Consider the following 20286-nt stretch of genomic DNA (forward strand, 5'->3'; position numbering starts at 1 on the left):
ATTTCCGGCATCGGCAGGCGGTACGACGGCGCAGCGCCATCATTCGGGCACGGTTCGCCGGCCATGTGCGGCCGCGTACGGTCGGGCCATGCGCAGCAGCGACCTCCACCCGTGGACACCGGTGCTCGTGGGCGTCGGCCAGTGCGCCGAGCGCATCGACGACCCCGGCTACGAGGGGCTCTCGGCGGCCGACCTCGCGGGGCGCGCTGCGTCGTACGCCCTGGCCGACGCGGGTGCCTCGGCACTCGCCGAGCACGTCGACACGATCGCCGGCATCCGCCAGTTCGAGACGTCCACGCCGATCGCGGAGGCGCCGCTCGGCCGCGCCGACAACTTCCCGCGCGCCGTCGCCCGGCGCATCGGCGCCGACCCGAAGCACGCGATCCTCGAGGTCGCGGGCGGGCAGGGCCCGCAACGGCTGGTCACCGAGATGGCCGGCGACATCGCCACCGGGGCGCGCGAGGTCGTGCTGCTCGCCGGGTCCGAGGCGATCTCGACCACGCGTCACCTCGCCGAGCGCGACGACCGCCCCGACTTCACCGAGGAGGTCGGCGGAACGCTCGAGGACCGCGGCGCCGGGCTGCGCGGCCTGGTCACCTGGCAGACGGTCATCCACGGGCTGACCGACGCCGCGCTGCAGTACTCGCTGTTCGAGGCCGCGCGACGCGCCCGGCTCGGCCTCAGCCGCGAGGAGTATGCCGCCGGGATGGGCGAGCTGTTCGCGCCGTTCACCCGAGTGGCCGCCGCTCACCCGCTGGCGGCGGCGCCGACCGAGCGCACCGCGCAGGAGCTCGTGACCCCGACCGAGCGCAACCGGCCGATCACCGACCCCTACCCGCGCTTCCTGGTCGCCCGCGACCAGGTCAACCAGGGCGCTGCCGTGTTGCTGATGTCGGTCGACGCGGCGCGGCGGCTCGGCGTACCCGAGGAGAGGTGGGTGTTCCTGCACGGGCACGCCGACCTGCGGGAGCGCGACCTCCTCGACCGCCAGGACCTGAGCCGCTACCCCGCCGGCGTGCTGGCCGTGGAGCACGCGCTCGAGGTCGCGGGCCTCGGCCTCGACGACGTCGACTTCCTCGACCTCTACTCCTGCTTCCCGGTCGCGGTCTCCAGCATCCTCGACGGCCTGGGCCTCGCCGCCGACGACCCGCGCGGCTTCACGCTCACCGGCGGCCTGCCGTTCTTCGGCGGCCCCGGCAACAACTACTCGATGCACGCGATCGCGGAGACGGTCGAGCGCTGCCGGGCGGACCGCGACGCCGTCGGCCTCGTCGGCGCCAACGGCGGGATGCTCTCGAAGTACTCCGTCGGCATCTACTCCGCGGCACCGACGCCCTGGCGCACCGATCGCAGCGAAGAGCTCCAGGGCGAGATCGAGTCGTGGCCGACCGCGCCCTTCGCGGCGCGGCCGGAGGGCTGGGCCACGGTGGAGGCGTACGCCGTGCGCTTCGGCCGCGGCGACCGGCGCAGCGGGGTGGTCATCGGGCGGCTGGAGGAGACCGGCGAGCGCTTCCTCGCGAAGCCGGTGAGCGAGGACGCCGGCATGTTCGACGTGCTCGCCGGCCCGGAGCCCGTCGGTCAGCGGATCTACGCCCGCGCCTTCCCCTACGCCAACCGGGTCGCGACGACGCAGGAGCGGATGGACGAGCTGCGTCCCCGCGACGCCGAGCCCGACTGGGCCGAGCACGAGCGGTTGGCCGCGGAGTTCGAGGCCGTCCTCTGACCCGTTGCGATAGTCCGGCACGTTCTGGCCGTCGTTCCGCGCGAGCGGGCGGCCAGATCGTGCCGGACTATCGGAGTCGCTGACCGCCTCCGACCGCGGTTGTCGGGGGTCAGAGGCCCTCGGCGAGGCGCCGGTACGCCGCGCTCCAGCGCAGCTCCTGCTGGAACCGGCGCGTCGTCGTGTCCGCGTCGATGACCAGCGCCTCGACGCCGGTCATCTCGGCGAAGTCCTCCCAGACCTCGCGGCCGACCGCCTTCGACAGCACGGTGTGGTGCGGCGCCCCGGCCATCAGCCAGGCCTCCGCGGAGACCGACAGCGACGGGCGCGGCTCCCAGACGGCGCAGGCGACGGGCAGCCTCGGCAGCTCTTCATCGGGCTCGACGACGTCGATCTCGTTGAGGGTCAACCGCAGCCGGTCGCCGAGGTCGGAGAGACCGGCGACGACCGCCTCGCCCGGCGCCGCCGTGAACCGCAGCCGCACCGGGTCCTCCCGCCCGCCGATCGACAGCGGGTGGATCTCCAGCGTCGGCCGGGCCGCCGCGATCGACGGGCAGACCTCGAGCATGTGGGCGCCGAGCACCTTCTCCGCCCCCGGCACCAGGTGGTACGTGTAGTCCTCCATGAAGGAGCTGCCGCCCGGCTCGTCCCCCTCCATCACCTTGGCCGCCCGCAGCAGCACCGACGTCTTCCAGTCGCCCTCGCCGCCGAACCCGACGCCGTCCGCCATCAGCCGCTGCACCGCCAACCCGGGCAGCTGGCGCAGGCCGCCGAGGTCCTCGAAGTTCGTCGTGAACGCGGCGTACCCGCCGTCGGCGAGGAACGCCCGCAGCCCCAGTTCGATGCGCGCCCCGTAGCGCAGCGACTCGTGCCGGTCGCCGCCGCGCAGCAGCTCGGGGGCGACGGTGTAGCTGTCGGCGTACTCCGTCACGAGCTTGTCGACGTCGGCGTCGGCCACCTGGTCGACCACCGCGACGAGGTCGTTGACGCCGTGGGTGTTGACGGCCACGCCGAATCGCCGCTGGGCCTCGACCTTGTCGCCCTCGGTGACGGCGACCTCACGCATGTTGTCACCGAACCGCACCAGCCTCAGGCTGCGCAGCTCGTGGCGCCCCATGGCCGCGCGCGCCCACAGCGCCGTACGCCGTGCGACCTCCGGCGAGCGCACGTGGCCGGCGACGGTCTTGCGCGCGACGCCCAGCCGGGTCTGGATGTAGCCGTGCTCGCGGTCGCCGTGCGCGGCCTGGTTGAGGTTCATGAAGTCCATGTCGATCGTCGACCAGGGCAGCTCCATGCCCGCCTGCGTGTGCAGGTGCAGCAGCGGCTTCTGGAGCGCGTCGAGGCCCGCGATCCACATCTTCGCCGGCGAGAACGTGTGCATCCACGTGATCACGCCGACGCACTGCGGCGCGCTGTTGGCGTCGAGCATCTGCCGGTGGATCGCCGCGGCGTCGAGGAGCACCGGCTTCCAGACCACATCGAGCGGCATGCTCGAACCGAGCTCGCGGGCGACCTGCTGGGACTGCTCGGCCACCTGGGCGAGCGTCTCCGGCCCGTACATGCCCTGGCTCCCGGTGAGGAACCAGACCTCGGGCGTCGGCGTGGTCGTCATGTCACTCCTTCGTGGACCGGCGCCTCAGCGCTGGCCGTAGACGTTCTGGTAGCGGTCGAAGAGTCGGTCGACGTCGCCGGGTGCGATCGGCATCGGCGCGCCGAGCTGGCGGGAGACGTGGACGGTGCGTGCGACGTCCTCGCACATCACGGCGGCCTTGACCGCCGCCCGGGCGGTCGGCCCGACCGAGAAGACGCCGTGGTTCTGCATGAGCACGGCCGGCGACCGGCTCTCGGCCAGCGTCTCGACGATGCCGCGCCCGATGGAGTCGTCGCCGATGATCGCGAACGGCCCGACCGGGACCGCGCCGCCGAACTCGTCGGCGATCATCGTCAGCACGCACGGGATCGGCTCGCCGCGCGCCGCCCAGGCGGTGGCGTACGTCGAGTGCGTGTGCACGACTCCGCCGACGTGCGGCAGGTGCCGGTAGACGTAGGCCTGGGCGTCGGTGTCGGAGGACGGTGCGTGCTCGCCGTCCACGACCCGGCCGCGGAGGTCGCAGACGACCATGTTGTCGGGCGTCAGGTCGTCGTACGAGACGCCACTGGGCTTGATCACCATCAGGTCCTGGCCGGGCACGCGCGCCGAGACGTTGCCGGCGGTCCACACGACGAGCTGGTAGCGCACGAGCTCGGCGTGCAGCGCCGCGACGTCGCGGCGGATCGCCGCGATCGCGTCGCGCACATCGGCGACCGCGGTCATCCGGCACCTCCCGCGCGGCGCCGGGCGACCGCCGCGCGCCGGATGCCCTTGAGCCGTCGCATCGTGCGGGTGTGCCGGCCGAAGTGGTCGTGGAGCGCGAGGTACTCCTCGAAGAGCTCGTCGTAGACCCGGGCCCGGTCCTCGTCGGGCAGGTAGGCGTCGCGCTCGACCTTGCCCATGCTCTTCGCGGCCGTGGTGACGTCGGGGTAGGCGCCGGCCGCGACGGCGGCGTGGATGGCGGAGCCGAGCGCCGGCCCCTGCTCCGAGCCGATCACCGACAGCGGCAGCCGGGTGACGTCGGCGTAGACCTGCATCAGCAGCGGGTTCTTCGCCAGCCCACCCGCGACGACGAACTCCTCGACGGGCACGCCGCTGTCGCGGAAGGTCTCCACGATCACCCGGGTCCCGTACGCCGTGGCCTCGAGCAGCGCCCGGTAGACGTCCTCGGGCCGGGTGGCGAGCGTCTGGCCGACGACGAGACCCGAGAGCTCGTGGTCGACCAGCACGGAGCGGTTGCCGCTGTGCCAGTCGAGGGCGACCAGGCCGTGCTCCCCGACCTCCTGCGCGGCGGCGAGGTCGGTGAGCAGCTCGTGCAGCGTCTGGCCGTTCGCGGCCGCGCGCTCGGCGTACGACGCTGGCACCGAGGTCTCGGTGAACCAGCCGAAGATGTCGCCGACCCCGCTCTGCCCGGCCTCGTAGCCCCACGAGCCCGCGACCACGCCGCCGTCGACGACGCCGCACATGCCGGGCAACTCGCGCAGCACGTCGGCGCTCATGATGTGGCAGGTCGAGGTGCCCATGATCGCGACCATCTGGCCGGGCCCGACGGCCTGCGCGGCGGGCGCGGTGACGTGGGCATCGACGTTGCCGACGGCAACGGCGATGCCGACCGGGAGCCCAGTCCACTCGGCCGCCTCGGCGGTGAGCGTGCCGGCGACGTCGCCGAGCTGGCCGATCAGGTGTTCGAGCTTGTCGGCGACGAAGCCGCCGAAGCCGGGCGCGAGCTCCTCGAGGAAGGCCGGGTCCGGGTAGCGCCCGTCCTGCAGGATGCCCTTGTAGCCGGCGGTGCACGCGTTGCGCACGTAGCGGCCGCAGAGCTGCCACACGATCCAGTCGGCCGCCTCGACCCAGCGCTCGGTGCGGTCGTAGAGGTCGCGGTCCTCCTCGAAGAGCTGGAGCCCCTTGGCGAACTCCCACTCCGAGGAGATCAGCCCGCCGTACCGCGGCAGCCACGACTCCTCCCGGTCGGCGGCGAGCCGGTTGATCCGGTCGGCCTGCGGCTGGGCGGCGTGGTGCTTCCACAGCTTCACGTAGGCGTGCGGGCGGTCCGCCAGCCCGGGGAGCTCCGAGAGCGGCGTGCCGTCGGCGAGGGTCGGCACCATCGTGCAGGCGGTGAAGTCGGTGCCGATGCCGATGACCTGCGCCGGGTCGATCCCGGCGGCCGCGACCGCGGCCGGCACGGCGGTGCGCAGCACCTCGCGGTAGTCCTCGGGCACCTGGAGCGCCCAGTCCGGGGCGAGCGGCGTGCCGTCGGGCAGCGCGTCCTCGAGCACCGCGTGCGGGTAGGCGTGCGTGGCCGTGCCGACCTCGGCGCCGTCCGCGGCGCGCACGACGACCGCGCGGCCGGACAGGGTGCCGAAGTCGACGCCGACGACATACTGCTCGGTGCTCATCGGGTCCTCTCGCTCGTGCTGGCCCGCACCACCAGGTCGGGATCGATGAGGCGCTCCGGCAGCGGCCGGTCCCCGGCGATGGCGGCCTGGAGGATCTCGATCGCGCGGGTGCCGACCGCGGCGAAGTCCTGCCGGACGGTGGTGAGGGGCGGGATCAGGTACGCCGCCTCCGGGATGTCGTCGAAGCCGACGACGCTCACGTCGCCGGGCACCGAGCGGCCCGCCTCGGCCAGCGCGCGGAGCAGCCCCAGCGCCATCTGGTCGTTGGCGGCGAAGACGGCCGTGACGTCCGTACGTCGCGCGATCGCGACGCCGGCCTCGTAGCCGCTGGCGGCGGTCCAGTCGCCGGCGACGCACGGCTGCGGCCGGAGGTGGGCGGCGTGCATCGCCCGCTGCCAGCCCTGGAGCCGGGCCCGCGCCTCGGTCCACGGCAGCGGGCCGGCGAGATGCAGGATCTCGGTGTGCCCGAGGTCGATGAGGTGGCGCGTGGCGAGCTCGGCGCCGTGCACCTGGTCGACGCCGACGGTGAGCCGGGTGGTCGCCTCGTCACCCTCGACGACGACGATCGGTACGCCGCGGACCTCCTGCGCCCGCGCGACCTCCAGCGCCTCGTCGTTGGCGGCGATGAGCACGATGCCCTCGACCCGCTGGTCGTGCAGGTGGTCGATCGCGTCGACGACCTCCGCCCGGGTCATCGTCGGCAGGTTGACCGAGCTGACGAAGTAGCCGGCGTCGCGGCCGGCCGACTGGATCGTCCGGTGCACGGTGCTCGGCCCCCAGAAGCCGGCGCGCGACCCGATGACGCCGACGGTCGCCGATCGCTTGGTGACCAGCGCCCGCGCGGCCTTGTTGGGCCGGTAGCCGAGCTGGCGGATCGCGCGCTCCACCCGCTCACGGGTCTCGGGGCGGAGGTTCTCCTGCCCGTTGATCACCCGGGACACCGTCTGGTGGGAGACGCCGGCGAGCCGCGCGACGTCGGCCATCACCGGCACCTTCCCGGGACGGGCGGGGAGCGAGGTCGTCATGGCTGCCGCCGGGTGACGAACCGCTGGACGACGACGAAGACGAGCAGCAGGACCCCGGTGATGATGCGGATCCAGTAGGAGCTCAGGGTGCCGTCGAAGGAGATGAGCACCCGGATCAGGCCCAGCACGAGCACGCCGAGCAGCGACCCCACGACGTACCCGCGACCACCGGTCAGCAGAGTGCCGCCGATGACCACCGCGGCGATGGCGTCCAGCTCGGTGCCGATGGCGTGCAGGCTGTTGCCCGACAGGATGTAGAAGGAGAAGAGCAGCCCGCCGAGCGAGGCGCAGAAGCCGCTGATGACGTAGACGCCGACCTTCGTGAACGCGACGCGCAGGCCCATCAGCATCGCCGAGCTCTCGTTGCCGCCGATCGCGTAGACCGTGCGGCCGAACCGGGTCCGGGCCAGCACGTACGCCGCGATCGCCACCGTCGCCAGCGCGATGATCGCGGTCCACCGCAGGTAGTAGTCGCCGAAGTTGACGGTCCGGAAGGCCAGCTCCGTGAACGTCGGGTCGTTGATCGAGATGGACTCGACGCTGATCAGGTAGGTCAGTCCGCGGGCCAGGAACAGCCCGGCCAGGGTGGCGATGAAGGGCTGGATGTCGAAGTAGTGGATGAGCAGCCCCATCAACAGCCCGAGCAGGGTGCCGGTGATCAGCACCGCCGCCATGGAGAGGTACGCCGGCCAGCCCAGCTCCAGGGTCCTCGCCGCGATCATCGTGGACAGCGCGACCACCGAGCCGACCGAGAGGTCGATGCCGCCGGTGAGGATCACGAACGTCATGCCGACGGCGAGCACGATCAGGAAGGCGTTGTCGATGAGCAGGCTGAGCAGGACCTGCGGGTCGGAGAAGCCCTCGTAGCGCATGCCGCCGATCGAGAACAACCCGACGAAGAGGGCGAACGTCGCGATCACCGGCAGGAAGCGCGACGGCGGCGAGTAGCGCCGTACGCGGTCCCACGTCGAGGCCGACGCGGGGACGGTGGTGGCGCTCATGCGGCGGACCCCTTCGCGAGCACGGGGGCTGGCCTGCGGACCCGGAAGAGGGCGCGGACCTGCGGCGACTGGAGGAGGCAGACGGCGATGACGACCACGGCCTTGAAGAGGTAGTTGAGGTTCGAGGGGATGCCGATGTTGGGGATCGTGCGGGCCAGGGTCGCGATGAACAGCGCACCGATGAGCGTGCCGGTCAGGGAGAAGCGCCCGCCGGCGAGCGACGTACCGCCGATGACGACGGCGAGGATCGCGTCGAGCTCGATCCAGAGGCCGAGGCTGTTGGCGTTGACGGAGTTGGTGTTCGCCGCGATGACGAGGCCGGCGATGCCGGCGCAGAGACCCGAGAAGGCGTAGACGGTCCAGATGATCGTGCGCGACCGGACGCCGGCCAGCCGGCTCGCCTCCGGGTTGATCCCGACGGCCTCGATCAGCATGCCGAGCGCGGTGCGCCGCGTCAGAAGCGCGGTGAGGGCGAACACGCCGAGGGCGATGATGAAGGCCAGCGGCAGCGTGAGCACGTAGCCCGAGGCGAGGTCGCTGAACCAGTCGTTGTTCACCGTGGTGATCTGGCCGTCGGTGATGGCCATCGAGATGCCGCGGCCGGCGACCATCAGGATCAGCGTCGCGATGATCGGCTGGATGCCGACGACCGAGACCAGGAAGCCGTTCCACGCGCCGAGCACGAGGCAGACGGCGAGCGCGTAGGTGCAGGCCATGATGGCGGTGGTGGTCGCGCCCTCGTTGCCGGCGCCGACGATCCGGGTGCAGGCGACGCCGGCCGAGATCGCGGCGATCGCGCCTACGGAGAGGTCGATGCCGCGGGTGGCGATGACCAGCGTCATGCCCAGGGCGACCAGCAGCACGGGCGCGCTGTTGCGCACGATGTCGACGAGGTTGCCGTAGAGGTGCCCGTCCTGCATGCGGATCTTGGCGAACCCCGGCTCGGCGATGACGTTGACGACCAGCAGCACGAGCAGGGCGAGCGCCGGCCACAGGAGCTGGTGGCGCAGGACCCGCTGGGCGAGGGTGGTGGTCTCAGGCACTGCGGCCCTCCTCCTGCTCGGCGCGGGCCTCGCCCGCGATGGTCTCGAGGACGTCGCTGACACTGACGTCGTGGTTGGGCCGCTCGTCGATCTTGCGGCGGTCGCGCATCACCACGAGCCGGTCGGAGAGGCGGAGCACCTCCTCGAGCTCGGCGGAGATGAAGACGATCGCCATCCCCTGCCTGGCGAGGTCGGCCACCACCTGCTGGATCTGGGCCTTGGCGCCGATGTCGATGCCGCGGGTGGGCTCGTCGAGGATCAGGATCTCCGGCTGGGTGATCAGCCACCGGGCGAGCAGCACCTTCTGCTGGTTGCCGCCGCTGAGGTTGCGCATCAGCGTCGTCGGGTCGGGCGGGCGGATGTCGAGCTTGTCGACGTACTCCTGCACGAGCCGGGTCCGGGTCGCCTGGGGGATCGGGCGCAGCCAGCCGCGGGAGGCCTGGAGCGCGAGGAGCATGTTGTCGGCGACCGTCAGGTCACCGACGACGCCCTCGGCCTTGCGGTCCTCGCTCGAGAAGGCGACGTTGCGGTCGATGGCGTGCCGCGGGCTGCGCAGCTTGCGGCGGTGTGAGCCGATCGCGACCTCGCCGGTGTCGGCGGTGTCGGCCCCGAAGAGCAGCCGGGCCAGCTCGGTGCGACCCGAGCCCAGCAGGCCCGCGAGGCCGATGACCTCGCCCTCGTAGAGCTCGAGGTCGGTCGCCTCCAGCGAGCCCTTGCGCCCGAGGCCGACGGCCTTGAGCACCGGGGTGCCGGACTCGTCCGCGCTCGTGGCCGAGACCTCGCGGTCGATCCGGTCGAGCACCTCGAGCTCGCGGCCGATCATCAGTCGCACCAGCTCGAGCTGGCTGGTCTCGGCGACCATCCGCTCCTCCACCAGCCGGCCGTTGCGCAGGATGGTCATCCGGTCGGCGACCTCGTAGACCTGGTCGAGGAAGTGCGAGACGAAGACGATCGCGACGCCCTGGTCGCGCAGTCGGCGCATCACCTGGAAGAGCTTCGCCACCTCGTCGGCGTCGAGGCTGGAGGTGGGCTCGTCGAGGATCAGCACCTGCGCCTCGACGTCGACGGCACGGGCGATGGCGACCAGCTGCTGGATCGCGATCGGGTGCTCACCGAGGTCGGAGGTGGGGTCGATGTCGATGCCCAGGCTCTCCAGCCGCTCGCGGGCCCGGCGGTTCATCGCGCGGACGTTGATGCCGCCGAAGCGCCGCGGCTCGCGGCCGAGCAGCATGTTCTCGGCGACCGTGAGGTTGGGGAGCAGGTTCACCTCCTGGTAGACCGTGCTGATCCCGGCCGCCTGCGACGCCGCGGGCGAGGTGAAGACGTGCTCCTCACCGCGGACCAGGACCGTGCCCGAGTCGATGCTGTAGACGCCGGTGAGCGCCTTGATCAGCGTCGACTTGCCGGCGCCGTTCTCGCCCATCAGGGCGTGCACCTCGCCCGGGAAGAGCCGCAGGCCCACCCCGTCGAGCGCCCGGACGGCGCCGAACGCGATCGAGATGTCACGCATCTCGATCACTGGTGCGGCGGCGTCCGGCGCGGCCACCGGGCCGGGGTCGGGCTGCACGTCCATCTGGGTCATCTCGCTCCTCTCATCGCGCCCGGGACGAGGGCGGCGACGCTGCGGCGCCGGGTCCGACCTGAGGTCGAGGGTCGGACCCGGCGCCGATGCGCTGGCTGTGGCCGGTGATCAGTGCCGGTGATCAGTACTGCCGGTCCGGCAGCGCTTCCTTGGCCTGCTCCTGCGTGAACGTCGTCTCCTCGGTGAGGATCCGCGGCTCGACCTCCTCGCCGGCCAGGACCTGCTCGGCGAGGTCCATCAGCTGGGGGCCGAGGAGCGGGCTGCACTCGACGATGAAGTTGATCTTGCCGTCGGCGAGGGCCTGCATGCCGTCGTGGACGGCGTCGACGGTGATGATCTTGATGTCCTTGCCGGGCGTGAGGCCGGCGGCCTCGATGGCCTCGATGGCGCCCAGGCCCATGTCGTCGTTGTGGGCGTAGACGACGTCGATGGTGTCGTCGGACTGGAGGAACGACTCCATGACCTGCTTGCCACCGTCGCGGGTGAAGTCGCCGGTCTGGGTGGCGGTCACCTCGATCGACGGCTCGGCCTTGACCACCTCGGCGAAGCCCTCGGCACGGTCGATCGCGGGCGCGGCTCCGGTGGTGCCCTCGAGCTGGACCACGTTGATCGTGCCGTCGCCGTTGACGTCCGAGTCGGCGGCGTTGTCGACCAGCCACTGGCCCGCCTTCTCGCCCTCGACGACGAAGTCGGAGCCGAGGAACGTCTTGTAGAGGGAGGTGTCCTCGGAGTCGACCGCCCGGTCCGTCAGGATCACCGGGATGTTGGCGGCCTTCGCCTCCTGGAGCACCGCGTCCCAGCCGGTCTCCACGACGGGGCTGAAGGCGATGATGTCGACCTTCTGCTGGATGTAGGAGCGGATCGCCTGGATCTGGTTCTCCTGCTTGCCCTGGGCGTCGTTGAACTTCAGGTCGATGCCGGCCTCCTCGGCCGACTCCTGGATCGACTTCGTGTTGGCGGTCCGCCAGCCGCTCTCGGCACCGACCTGGGCGAAGCCCATCGTGATCGTGTCGTCACCCGAGCCGCTGTCGGTGCCGGCGCTGGACTCGTCACTGCCGCAGGCGGTGAACGCGAACGCGCTCAGTGAGATCGCGCTCGCCGCGATCAGGGTCTTCTTCAGCACTTGCTTTCCTCCGCATCGTCGGGCTCTCCGCCCTGTGACCGGTGTCACTGAGCCCTGAGTGTGAGCGCTAACATTCGGAGCCGTCAAGGGGTTCGTCCACAAAATGTGAGCGCTCACTTGGCACAGCGCCGATTGGCACGATCCAAGCGTGCCGGAGCGCCTCAGCGGCCGATGTGAACGGTCACACCTGACGGGGTCGGCCGGTCGAGCGGCGGACGACCAGGGTCGGCTCGACCAGGTCGGCGGTCGGCGCCTCCTCGCCCTCGATCGCCCGCACCGCGAGCTCGAGCGCGCGGGTGCCGAGCACCGAGAAGGCCTGGTTGACCGTGGTCAGCGCCGGCCAGAAGTACGCCGCCTCCGGGACGTCGTCGAACCCGACCACGCTGATCTCGCCGGGCACGTCACGGCCACGCTCGTGCAGCGCCCGCAGCACCCCGAGCGCCATGGCGTCGTTGGCTGCGAACACCGCCGTGACAGCGGGGTTCTCGGCGAGCGCCAGGCCGGCGCGGTAGCCGCTCTCCGCGGTCCAGTCGCCGACCTCCGCCGGACCGGGCACGAGCCCGCGCTCGAGGTGGGCCGCCTGCCAGCCGGCGCGGCGCTCCCCGCCCTCGACCCACTCCAGCGGCCCGGTCACGTGGGCGACCGAGGTGTGGCCGAGGTCGAGCAGGTGCCGCACCGCGATCACCGCTCCGTGCTCCTGGTCGACGCCCGCGGCCAGCGGCTCCCCCCGCTCGACGCCCTGGGCGATCACGACCGGGATCGGCAGGTGCAGGGCCCGCGTCGTTGCGAGCGCGGCGCGGTTGGCGACCGCGACGACGAGCGCCTCGACGGACTGGTCGAGCAGCCGGTCGACGGCCTGCTGCAATGACTCCGGCGAGATCTCGTCGAGCGCCGACATCGAGACGTCGTACCCGAGCCGGTTCGCGGCACCGTGCACCGCCGCACTGATCATCGTGGGGCCGTGCAGCGAGAGGTGCGCGGAGACCATCCCGATCCGGCCCGACCGGCGGGTGGCGAGCGAGCGCGCCGCCGAGTTGCGGCGGTAGCCCAGCTGCCGGATCGCTTCGAGCACCCGCTCCCGGGTCTCGGGCTTGACGAGCGACGCGTCGTTCAGGACCCGTGAGACGGTCTGGTGCGAGACACCGGCGAGCGCCGCGACGTCCGCCATGCTCGGCGGCCGGTCCTGCACTCGTCCCTCCGGCATGCTCGCATCGTAGGACGCGGCGGCTGCCTCAGGAGCCGTTGTCGGCGGTGTCGTCCTTGCGCTCGGGCTCGGCCTCGGTCTCGGCCTGCTGGGTGAGCTGCGGCCTCGGCTTCTTGTCCGACGGGTCGTAGAGGCCGGCCTCCTCGGCGGCGTCCGCCTTGCGCAGCTGCTTGACCAGGCTGAAGCCCAAGAAGGCCACGGCGAGGATCAGGCCGATGAAGATGGCGAACGCAAGCCATCCGGCTGTCACGTCCTCGTCCTTCGGCGCCGGGTCGGTGGCGGCGACGACGAACGAGACCAGCTGCGGGACGGCGGTCAGCACCTGCATGGGACCAGTCTCTCAGGAGGGGTCGGTGATGCCGGCGAAGAGGTCGTCCTCGGGGTTCTGCGTGGTGACGCGGCTCTCCACGAGCTCGTAGTCCTCGGTCGGCCAGACCTCGGCCTGGAGCTCGCGCGGGATCGCGAACCAGAAGCCGTCGGGGTCGATCTGGGTCGCGTGCGCCAGCAGCGCCTGGTCGCGGACGCCGAAGTACTCGGCGCACGGCACGCGGGTGGTGATCCGGGCGTCCCACTCCGGCTCGGGCTTCCACTCCTCCAGCCGCTCGGTGTACGGCGACTCCAGGCCGTGCTCGAGCATCGCCTCGTGAAGGGCGATCATCTTCGGCCGGTTGAACGAGTGGTGGTAGTAGAGCTTGGAGACCGCCCAGGGCTCACCCAGGTCCGGGTAGCGCTCGGGGTCGGCGGCGGCGTGGAACGCCTCGACGCTGATCTCGTGGCACTTGATGTGGTCGGGGTGCGGGTAGCCGCCGCGCTCGTCGTACGTCGTCATCACGTGCGGCCGGAACTCGCGGATCAGCCGCACCAGCGGCGCCGTCGCCTCCTCCAGCGGCACCAGCCCGAAGCAGCCCTCGGGCAGCGGCGGCTTCGGGTCGCCCTCCGGCCACCCGGAGTCGACGAAGCCGAGCCAGTCCTGCCGGACGCCGAGGATGTCGCGGGCCCGCTCCATCTCCTGGCGGCGGATCTCGGTGATGTTCTCGAGGATGTCGGGCCGGTCCATCTTCGGGTTGAGGATCGAGCCACGCTCGCCGCCGGTGCAGGTGGCCACGTGGACGTCGACGCCCTGCGCGACGTACATCGCCGTGCTCGCCGCACCCTTGCTCGACTCGTCGTCGGGGTGGGCGTGGACGTGCATCAGCCGGAAACCGGCTCGGGGGCGCTGAGTCACCGGGCAATCGTAGGGGGTGCCGCGCGCACACCGGCCGTCGCGAGCGGGCCGGTGGGCGAGTGTCACCCCCTCAATGGGACCATCTGCGGGTGATCGTGCCGACCGACCTCACCGACCGGTACGGCGCGCCGTCGCCCCGTCGGCGACAGCTGGTCGTCGGGATCGCCGTGCTCCTGTCCGCGGCGTTCCTCGGCTGGCTCGGCTGGACGATCTGGGAGCAGTCGACTCCCGACGTGCGGTCGGACCTGGTCGGCTACGACGTGGTCGACGAGCACCGCGCGACCGCGACCGTCGAGGTGCGGCTCGCCGACGACGACGTCGAGGCGTCGTGCACGCTGCGCGCGTTCGCGGAGGACCACAGCGTGGTCGGCGAGCTGGTGTTCACCCCGGAGGACGGGACGAGCGAGCACGACGTGCGCACCGAGCGGCGCGCGACCTCCGTCGAGCTGCTCGGCTGCACCACGGCGGACCAGAAGCGGCCACGGTGACCCACGTCACCGGTCGGCCTGCGCGGCGAACCGTCGGTTGTTAGACTCGAATTTCTGACGCTCCCCGCTGGGCCGTCGTCCGAACGGCCAGGCGCAGTCGCGCAATGCCGTTTGGCGGCATGCGGGGCAGCACCGACGAATGGCGGACCCGGATCCGTCGTACCTCGAAGCAAGCAGGAGTTACCCGATGACGCAGGCAGCAGAGCAGGGCAAGATCTGGCTCACCCAGGACGCCTTCGACAAGCTCACCCAGGAGCTGGAGGACCTCAAGGGTCCGATGCGCCAGGAGGTCATCGCCCGCATCAGCGCCGCCCGCGACGAGGGTGATCTCAAGGAGAACGGTGGCTACCACGCCGCTCGCGAGGAGCAGGGCAAGCTCGAGGGCCGCATCCGCCAGCTCGAGGACATGCTCCGTCGCGCCGAGGTCGGCGAGACCCCCGCGGACGACGGCGTCGTCGAGCCCGGCATGAAGGTCACCTACAAGTTCGTCGGCGATGACGACGACGAGACCGAGACCTTCCTCCTCGGCGCCCGCGAGATGGAGGACGTCGCCGGCGGGCTCAAGGTCTACTCCCCCCAGTCCCCGCTCGGCGCGGCCATCATCGGCGCCAACAAGGGCGACACCGTCGCCTACGAGGCACCCAACGGCAAGACCCTCGAGGTCGTGATCGTCGACGCGGTGCCCTTCACCAGCTGAGCGGAGACGCGCCAGCGGACCCGACGGCGCGTGTCGAGACCCAGTGAGCTGAAGCAGGGCGGTGACCTCCGTGGTCACCGCCCTGTTGGTTGCCTATTCGTAGACGCGGTAGCCGTGCTCGCGCAGCCGGCTGAGCAGCTGCTCGGTGTGTGGGGCGCCGCGGGTCTCGAGCTGCAGGCGCACCTCGACCTCGTCGACGTGCAGCGTCGGCGAGATCCGCTCGTGGGCGACCTCGAGCACGTTGGCGCCGACGGCGCTGACCTCACCGAGCAGCTGCGCGAGGCCACCCGGTACGTCGGGGATCAGCACGCGCAGGTTGAGGTAGCGCCCGCCGGCGGCCATGCCGTGCCGGATCACCTTGCCGAGCAGCAGCGGGTCGACGTTGCCGCCGGAGAGCACCGCCACGGCCGGCGTACGGAAGGCCGTCGGGTGCTCGAGCAGCGCAGCGACTGCGGCGGCGCCGGCCGGCTCGACGAGGAGCTTCGCGCGCTCGAGCGTCGCCAGCACGGCCCGGGCCAGGGCGTCCTCGCTCACGGTGACGATCTCGTCGACGTGGTCGCGCACGCACGCGAACGTGATGTCGCCCGGCCGGCCGACGGCGATGCCGTCTGCCATCGTGCTCATCGACTCCAGCGGCACCGGGGCGCCGTGCTCCAGGGAGCCGGGGTACGCCGCGGCGCCCGCGGCCTGCACGCCCACGACCCGGACGCCGGGCTTCAGTGCCTTGACCGCCAGCGCGATGCCGGCGAGCAGCCCACCGCCGCCGGTCGGCACGAGCACGGTCTCGACCTCGGGGCACTGCTCGAGGATCTCCAGGCCGGCCGTGCCCTGGCCGGCGACGATGTCCACGTGGTCGAAGGGGTGGATCAGCACCGCCCCGGTGCGCTCGGCGAAGGCCTGCGCCTCGGCCAGCGCGTCCTCGAGGTAGCGGCCGTGGAAGACGACGTCGGCGCCGTACCCCCGGGTGGCCTTCTCCTTGGGGATCGGCGCGCCCTCCGGCATGAAAACCGTGGCCTTGATGCCGAGCAGCTGGGCGGCGAGCGCGACGCCCTGCGCGTGGTTGCCGGCCGAGGCGGCGACCACGCCGTGCGCGCGCTCCTCGGCGGAGAGCCGCGAGATGCGCACGTAGGCGCCGCGGGCCTTGAACGAGCCGGTGCGCTGGAGGTTCTCGCACTTGAGGGACACCGGGCCGCCGGCGAGCGCGGAGAGCCAGCGCGACTCCTCCATCGGGGTCTCGATCGCGACCCCGGCCAGCACCTTCCTGGCCGCGCGGATGTCCTCCAGGCCGACGCTCTCGACCTCACTCATCGCGAGCCTCCTCGGGCACGTCCACGGTCTCGCCCGTCTCCTCGTAGTCCTCGTCGAGCTCCTCGACCGGATCGTCCCCCGGATCGGTGTTGGCGGCGAGGTGCTGGACGACGGCGTTGAGCGCGGCGGCGATGGGTACGGCGACCAGCGCCCCGGCGATGCCCGCGACGAGCACGCCGGTCGCGATGGCGAGGATCACCGCGAGCGGGTGCACCGAGACCCACCGGCCCATCAGGAACGGCTGGAGCACGTGCGCCTCGAGCTGCTGGACGCCGATGATGATCGCCAGCATCAGCAGCGCCGTGATCGGTCCGTTGGCGACCAGCGCCACGAGCACCGCGACGGCGCCGGCGACCGTCGCACCGACCAGCGGGATGAAGGCGCCGAGGAAGACCAGGACGCCGATCGCCAGCACGAACGGCACGCCGAGGATCGCGGCGCCGACCGCGATGCCGATCGCGTCGACGAGCGCGACGATCACGGTCGCCCGGACGAACTGGGTCAGCGAGATCCACGCGACCCGGCCCGAGCTGTCGACGCGGGCGCGGGCCGCGCGCGGGGAGAGCCGGACCAGCCAGGCCCAGATCCGCTCGCCGTCGGCGAGGAAGAAGTACGTCGAGAACAGCACGATGAAGAAGCCCGCGAAGACGTGGCCGACCGCGGTGCCCACCTCGCTGATCCGGCCGACGATCTCGCCGTCCTGCGACTGCTCGGTGATCGCCTCCTGGGCGCGGGCGATGTAGTCGTTGATCTGGGAGTCGCTGGCGTTCAGCGGCCCGTCCTTGAGCCACGTCCGGATCTCGTCGAGGCCCGCGACGGTCTGGTCGGCGAGGTCGTTGGCGCCGTTCGCGATCTGTTGTCCCGCGAGGCTGAGGAGCAGGCCGACGAGGGCGATACCGGCGATGACCACGGCGAGCGCCGACAGCCCGCGCGGCAGCCCGAGGCGGACCATGGCGTCGACCATCGGGATGACGAGCGCGGTGATCAGCACGGCGATCACGACCGGGAGCACGACGACCGACAGGTAGCCGATGCCGAGGAACAGGACTCCGGCCGCCGCGACGATCACCAGGAAGCGCCACGCCCAGGCCGCGGCGAGGTCGACGCCCTTGGGCACCTGGGCATGGGGGAAGCCCGGTGTCGTCGCGATCGCCACCGGCATCTCGAGCTGGGCCTGCCGCTCCTCCCGCCGCAGCGCGAACTGGTGGGCCAGGCGGGCGGCGATGCCCTCCTCGCCGTCGGGCTGCTCCTCCTCGGTGCGGTGGCGCAGGTTGATCAGCGGGAGCCGGCGGCGACCGGCGTCGTCGGGCTCGTCAGCGTCGTTGCTCACGGCGACAACCTATCTCCGGGCCGGCTCAGTCGAGGGCCCGCTCCAGGTCGGCCACGAGGTCGTCGGCGGTCTCGATGCCGACGCTGATCCGCACCAGGTCTGCCGGCACCTCGAGGTCGGTGCCCGCGACGCTGGCGTGGGTCATCCGGCCGGGGTGCTCGATGAGCGACTCGACGCCACCCAGCGACTCGCCGAGCGTGAAGACCTCGGTGCGCTCGCACACCTGAAGGGCGTGCTGCTCACCTCCGGTCACGCGGAAGGACACCATCCCGCCGTACCTCTTCATCTGGCGCTGCGCGACCTCGTGGCCGGGGTGCGTCTCGAGGCCGGGGTAGATGACCTCGCCGACCTTCGGGTGGCTGGTCAGGAAGTCGACGACCCGCTCGGCGTTGTCGCAGTGGCGGTCCATGCGCACCGCGAGCGTCTTGAGGCCGCGCAGGGTGAGCCACGAGTCGAACGGCCCGGCGACCGCGCCCATGGCGTTCTGGTGGAAGCCGACCTTCTCGGCGAGCTCGAGGTCCTTGACGACGAGCGCGCCGCCGACGACGTCGGAGTGGCCGCCGCAGTACTTGGTCGTCGAGTGCACGACGACGTCGGCCCCGAGGGTGAGCGGCTGCTGGAGGTACGGCGAGGCGAACGTGTTGTCGACGACCAGCAGCGCGCCGGCGTCGTGGGCGACGGTCGCGAGCGCCGCGATGTCGCCGATGTTGAGCAGCGGGTTGGTCGGCGTCTCGACCCAGACCACCTTCGTCTCGCCCGGGCGGATCGCCGCGGCCACCTTCTCGACGTCGGACACCGGCGCCGGGCTGTGCTCGAGGCCCCAGACCTTCTCGACCTTGTCGAAGAGCCGGAACGTGCCGCCGTACGCGTCGTCGGGGATCACCACGTGGTCGCCCGGCCGGCAGACGCTACGCACCAGCGTGTCCTCGGCGGCCAGCCCGGAGGCGAACGCGAAGCCGCGCTCCCCCTCCTCCAGCGCCGCGATGTTGCCCTCGAGCGCGGTGCGGGTCGGGTTGGCCGAGCGGCTGTACTCGTAGCCGCCGCGCAGTCCCCCGACGCCGTCCTGCTTGTAGGTGCTCGTCGCGTAGATCGGCGGGATCACCGCGCCGGTGGTCGGATCGGGCTCGTAGCCGGCGTGGATCGCACGCGTCTCGAAGCCCGACTTGTTCCGATGCTGCTGCTCGCTCATCCTCCGAGGCTAGCGGGGCGGCGAGTTTCACCGGGTACCCGGTGAAACACGTGCTTCCGTCGTGCAGTTGCTCGACAGGAGCACGAGTTCCTGCCGGGAGATGGGGCCCGAGTGACAGGAGAGACCCGGGGAACGAGCGGACCACCGCCGGTGTTACAGACTGTGCCTCATCACTCCGAACGAAGGAGACCCCGTGTTCCTCTCCCGCAAGGCCGAGATGGTCGCCCCCGAGCAGACGCTCGCCGGCCGCGCCGAGCGCACCTTCCCCATCGCGGACCGGCACCGCGTGCTCGACGCCCCGGTCGTCACCGACGAGATCCCCGAGGGCTTCGAGGTCGCGCTGTTCGGGCTCGGCTGCTTCTGGGGCGCCGAGGAGATCTACTGGCAGCGCGACGGCGTCTGGTCGACGTCGGTCGGGTACGCCGGCGGCACCACGCCGAACCCGTCGTACGAGGAGGTGTGCTCGGGCCGCACCAACCACACCGAGGCCGTGCGCATCGTGTTCGACCCCGCGAAGGTGTCGTACGCCGACCTCGTGAAGACGTTCTTCGAGGTCCACGACCCCACCCAGGGCTACCGCCAGGGCAACGACGTCGGCACCCAGTACCGCTCCGCGATCTACTGGACCACGCCCGAGCAGGAGCAGGTCGCCCGCGAGCTGACGAAGGTCTACGGCGACGAGCTGAGTCGCCGCCGCCTCGGTGACATCACCACCGAGATCCGGCCGGCGGCGGACACGCCGTACTACTACGCCGAGGATCTCCACCAGCAGTACCTCGCGAAGAACCCGCACGGTTACCGCTGCCACGCCAACACCGGCGTTCGGTTCCCCGCTACGGCCTGAACCGCCCTGCATCGCCACGATGGGCCTCGCGTCACGGACGCGGGGCCCATCTTCTTCGCGCGGGGCTGTCGTATCGGCCGCACCGTGTTCGTAGCCTTCGTGGCGGCGGACAGCGGGTCCGCCCGAGTCGAGGGAGCAGAGATGCCTCAGTACCTCATCTACTTCAACCAGCAGTGGGTGGGCGACCACTCCGAGGAGTGGTTCCGCGGACGGGGGCCGCTAGCCAGCGCGGTCGTGGACGAGATCAAGGCTGCGGGGGCGTACGTCTTCGCGGGTGGCCTCGACGAGGAGGTCGACGAGACGTTCAGCGCCGACGCGACGAGCGGCGAGGTGATCTTCACCGACGGACCCTTCGTCGAGACGAAGGAGTGGCTCGGCGGGCTCACGGTGGTCGACGTCGCCGATGAGGAGGCGGCCCGGATGTGGGCGGGCAGGATCGCGGTGGCCTGCGGCTGGCCGCAGGAGGTACGCCGGTTCAAGGGCCTACCCCGGTCGTCGTGAGTCCACCTGGACTGACCGC

General features: G+C 71.7%; 19 protein-coding genes. 5 read left to right on the forward strand and 14 right to left on the reverse strand.

All coding sequences use genetic code 11. The features are described 5' to 3' along the window. The first annotated feature begins 88 nt into the window (after positions 1 to 88). Positions 89 to 1723, forward strand: coding sequence for an acetyl-CoA acetyltransferase (locus tag ACFQQI_RS09555; RefSeq protein ID WP_378561492.1), 1635 nt, complete (start codon positions 89 to 91; stop codon positions 1721 to 1723). A 109-nt stretch (positions 1724 to 1832) separates the two neighbouring features. Here ACFQQI_RS09555 and araA read toward each other — a convergent pair whose 3' ends face one another. From araA to mca, 11 genes are all read right to left on the reverse strand, one after another. Continuing rightward, on the reverse strand, positions 1833 to 3332 hold the full coding sequence (gene araA / locus ACFQQI_RS09560; protein WP_378561495.1) for an L-arabinose isomerase: 1500 nt from the start codon (positions 3330 to 3332) through the stop codon (positions 1833 to 1835). A gap of 24 nt (positions 3333 to 3356) precedes the next feature. After that, positions 3357 to 4034 (reverse strand): L-ribulose-5-phosphate 4-epimerase, encoded by a 678-nt coding sequence (locus ACFQQI_RS09565; protein ID WP_378561498.1) that lies wholly within the window; start codon positions 4032 to 4034, stop codon positions 3357 to 3359. Then, positions 4031 to 5707, reverse strand: coding sequence for a ribulokinase (gene araB / locus ACFQQI_RS09570; protein ID WP_378561500.1), 1677 nt, complete (start codon positions 5705 to 5707; stop codon positions 4031 to 4033). The genes ACFQQI_RS09565 and araB overlap by 4 nt, the downstream gene beginning before the upstream one ends. After that, positions 5704 to 6732 carry a LacI family DNA-binding transcriptional regulator gene (locus tag ACFQQI_RS09575; RefSeq protein ID WP_378561502.1) on the reverse strand — a complete coding sequence of 343 codons (1029 nt, stop codon included), beginning with the start codon at positions 6730 to 6732 and terminating at the stop codon, positions 5704 to 5706. The genes araB and ACFQQI_RS09575 overlap by 4 nt, the downstream gene beginning before the upstream one ends. Continuing rightward, a complete protein-coding gene (yjfF, locus tag ACFQQI_RS09580) occupies positions 6729 to 7733 on the reverse strand; it encodes a galactofuranose ABC transporter, permease protein YjfF (RefSeq protein WP_378561504.1) in 1005 nt (334 codons plus the stop codon). The genes ACFQQI_RS09575 and yjfF overlap by 4 nt, the downstream gene beginning before the upstream one ends. Then, positions 7730 to 8776, reverse strand: coding sequence for an ABC transporter permease (locus ACFQQI_RS09585; protein ID WP_378561506.1), 1047 nt, complete (start codon positions 8774 to 8776; stop codon positions 7730 to 7732). The genes yjfF and ACFQQI_RS09585 overlap by 4 nt, the downstream gene beginning before the upstream one ends. Next, positions 8769 to 10358: a sugar ABC transporter ATP-binding protein gene (locus ACFQQI_RS09590; protein ID WP_378561509.1), complete on the reverse strand. Its 1590-nt coding sequence runs from the start codon at positions 10356 to 10358 to the stop codon at positions 8769 to 8771. The genes ACFQQI_RS09585 and ACFQQI_RS09590 overlap by 8 nt, the downstream gene beginning before the upstream one ends. A 121-nt stretch (positions 10359 to 10479) precedes the next feature. Then, complete coding sequence (locus tag ACFQQI_RS09595) at positions 10480 to 11481, reverse strand: ABC transporter substrate-binding protein (protein WP_378561512.1); 1002 nt, start codon at positions 11479 to 11481, stop codon at positions 10480 to 10482. Positions 11482 to 11662: 181 nt separating this feature from the next. Then, entirely contained in the window at positions 11663 to 12685 is a 1023-nt protein-coding gene (locus ACFQQI_RS09600; RefSeq protein WP_378561515.1) for a LacI family DNA-binding transcriptional regulator, read from the reverse strand. Positions 12686 to 12713: 28 nt separating this feature from the next. Further along, entirely contained in the window at positions 12714 to 13013 is a 300-nt protein-coding gene (locus tag ACFQQI_RS09605; protein WP_378561518.1) for a hypothetical protein, read from the reverse strand. A 12-nt stretch (positions 13014 to 13025) separates the two neighbouring features. Next, on the reverse strand, positions 13026 to 13877 hold the full coding sequence (gene mca / locus ACFQQI_RS09610) for a mycothiol conjugate amidase Mca (protein WP_378562297.1): 852 nt from the start codon (positions 13875 to 13877) through the stop codon (positions 13026 to 13028). A 122-nt stretch (positions 13878 to 13999) separates the two neighbouring features. On the opposite strand from mca, the gene ACFQQI_RS09615 reads away from it, so the two are divergent. Both ACFQQI_RS09615 and greA read left to right on the forward strand, forming a co-directional pair. Beyond that, positions 14000 to 14398, forward strand: coding sequence for a DUF4307 domain-containing protein (locus ACFQQI_RS09615; RefSeq protein WP_378561521.1), 399 nt, complete (start codon positions 14000 to 14002; stop codon positions 14396 to 14398). Positions 14399 to 14585: 187 nt separating this feature from the next. Next, positions 14586 to 15095 (forward strand): transcription elongation factor GreA, encoded by a 510-nt coding sequence (greA, locus tag ACFQQI_RS09620; protein WP_378561524.1) that lies wholly within the window; start codon positions 14586 to 14588, stop codon positions 15093 to 15095. Between the two features lie 93 nt (positions 15096 to 15188). On the opposite strand, the gene ilvA is transcribed toward greA, so the two are convergent. From ilvA to ACFQQI_RS09635, 3 genes are read right to left on the reverse strand one after another with little or no spacing between them, the layout of a single operon-like run. Then, the gene (gene ilvA / locus ACFQQI_RS09625) at positions 15189 to 16403 is read right to left on the reverse strand and encodes a threonine ammonia-lyase (protein WP_378561527.1); all 1215 of its coding nucleotides are present in this window, start codon (positions 16401 to 16403) and stop codon (positions 15189 to 15191) included. After that, complete coding sequence (locus ACFQQI_RS09630) at positions 16396 to 17733, reverse strand: AI-2E family transporter (RefSeq protein ID WP_378561530.1); 1338 nt, start codon at positions 17731 to 17733, stop codon at positions 16396 to 16398. Before ACFQQI_RS09630 ends, ilvA begins: the two co-directional genes overlap by 8 nt. 25 nt (positions 17734 to 17758) lie before the next feature. Beyond that, positions 17759 to 18922, reverse strand: coding sequence for a cystathionine gamma-synthase (locus tag ACFQQI_RS09635; protein ID WP_378561533.1), 1164 nt, complete (start codon positions 18920 to 18922; stop codon positions 17759 to 17761). Between the two features lie 193 nt (positions 18923 to 19115). Here ACFQQI_RS09635 and msrA point away from each other — a divergent pair, with 193 nt between their 5' ends. Together msrA and ACFQQI_RS09645 are read left to right on the forward strand one after the other, a co-directional pair. Then, positions 19116 to 19766: a peptide-methionine (S)-S-oxide reductase MsrA gene (gene msrA, locus ACFQQI_RS09640; RefSeq protein ID WP_378561536.1), complete on the forward strand. Its 651-nt coding sequence runs from the start codon at positions 19116 to 19118 to the stop codon at positions 19764 to 19766. Between the two features lie 141 nt (positions 19767 to 19907). Further along, positions 19908 to 20267: a YciI family protein gene (locus tag ACFQQI_RS09645; protein WP_378561540.1), complete on the forward strand. Its 360-nt coding sequence runs from the start codon at positions 19908 to 19910 to the stop codon at positions 20265 to 20267. Positions 20268 to 20286: the final 19 nt, after the last annotated feature.

This window comes from Nocardioides sp. GCM10030259 (genome assembly GCF_042666375.1).
Classification (GTDB): Bacteria; Actinomycetota; Actinomycetes; order Propionibacteriales; family Nocardioidaceae; genus Nocardioides.

Coding starts and splice junctions, on each gene's coding strand:
- ACFQQI_RS09555 (WP_378561492.1), top strand. CDS start 89: ATGCGCAGCAGCGACCTCCACCCGTGGACACCGGTGCTCGTGGGCGTC.
- araA (WP_378561495.1), bottom strand. CDS start 3,332: ATGACGACCACGCCGACGCCCGAGGTCTGGTTCCTCACCGGGAGCCAG.
- ACFQQI_RS09565 (WP_378561498.1), bottom strand. CDS start 4,034: ATGACCGCGGTCGCCGATGTGCGCGACGCGATCGCGGCGATCCGCCGC.
- araB (WP_378561500.1), bottom strand. CDS start 5,707: ATGAGCACCGAGCAGTATGTCGTCGGCGTCGACTTCGGCACCCTGTCC.
- ACFQQI_RS09575 (WP_378561502.1), bottom strand. CDS start 6,732: ATGACGACCTCGCTCCCCGCCCGTCCCGGGAAGGTGCCGGTGATGGCC.
- yjfF (WP_378561504.1), bottom strand. CDS start 7,733: ATGAGCGCCACCACCGTCCCCGCGTCGGCCTCGACGTGGGACCGCGTA.
- ACFQQI_RS09590 (WP_378561509.1), bottom strand. CDS start 10,358: ATGACCCAGATGGACGTGCAGCCCGACCCCGGCCCGGTGGCCGCGCCG.
- ACFQQI_RS09600 (WP_378561515.1), bottom strand. CDS start 12,685: ATGCCGGAGGGACGAGTGCAGGACCGGCCGCCGAGCATGGCGGACGTC.
- ACFQQI_RS09605 (WP_378561518.1), bottom strand. CDS start 13,013: ATGCAGGTGCTGACCGCCGTCCCGCAGCTGGTCTCGTTCGTCGTCGCC.
- mca (WP_378562297.1), bottom strand. CDS start 13,877: ATGCACGTCCACGCCCACCCCGACGACGAGTCGAGCAAGGGTGCGGCG.
- greA (WP_378561524.1), top strand. CDS start 14,586: ATGACGCAGGCAGCAGAGCAGGGCAAGATCTGGCTCACCCAGGACGCC.
- ilvA (WP_378561527.1), bottom strand. CDS start 16,403: ATGAGTGAGGTCGAGAGCGTCGGCCTGGAGGACATCCGCGCGGCCAGG.
- ACFQQI_RS09635 (WP_378561533.1), bottom strand. CDS start 18,922: ATGAGCGAGCAGCAGCATCGGAACAAGTCGGGCTTCGAGACGCGTGCG.
- ACFQQI_RS09645 (WP_378561540.1), top strand. CDS start 19,908: ATGCCTCAGTACCTCATCTACTTCAACCAGCAGTGGGTGGGCGACCAC.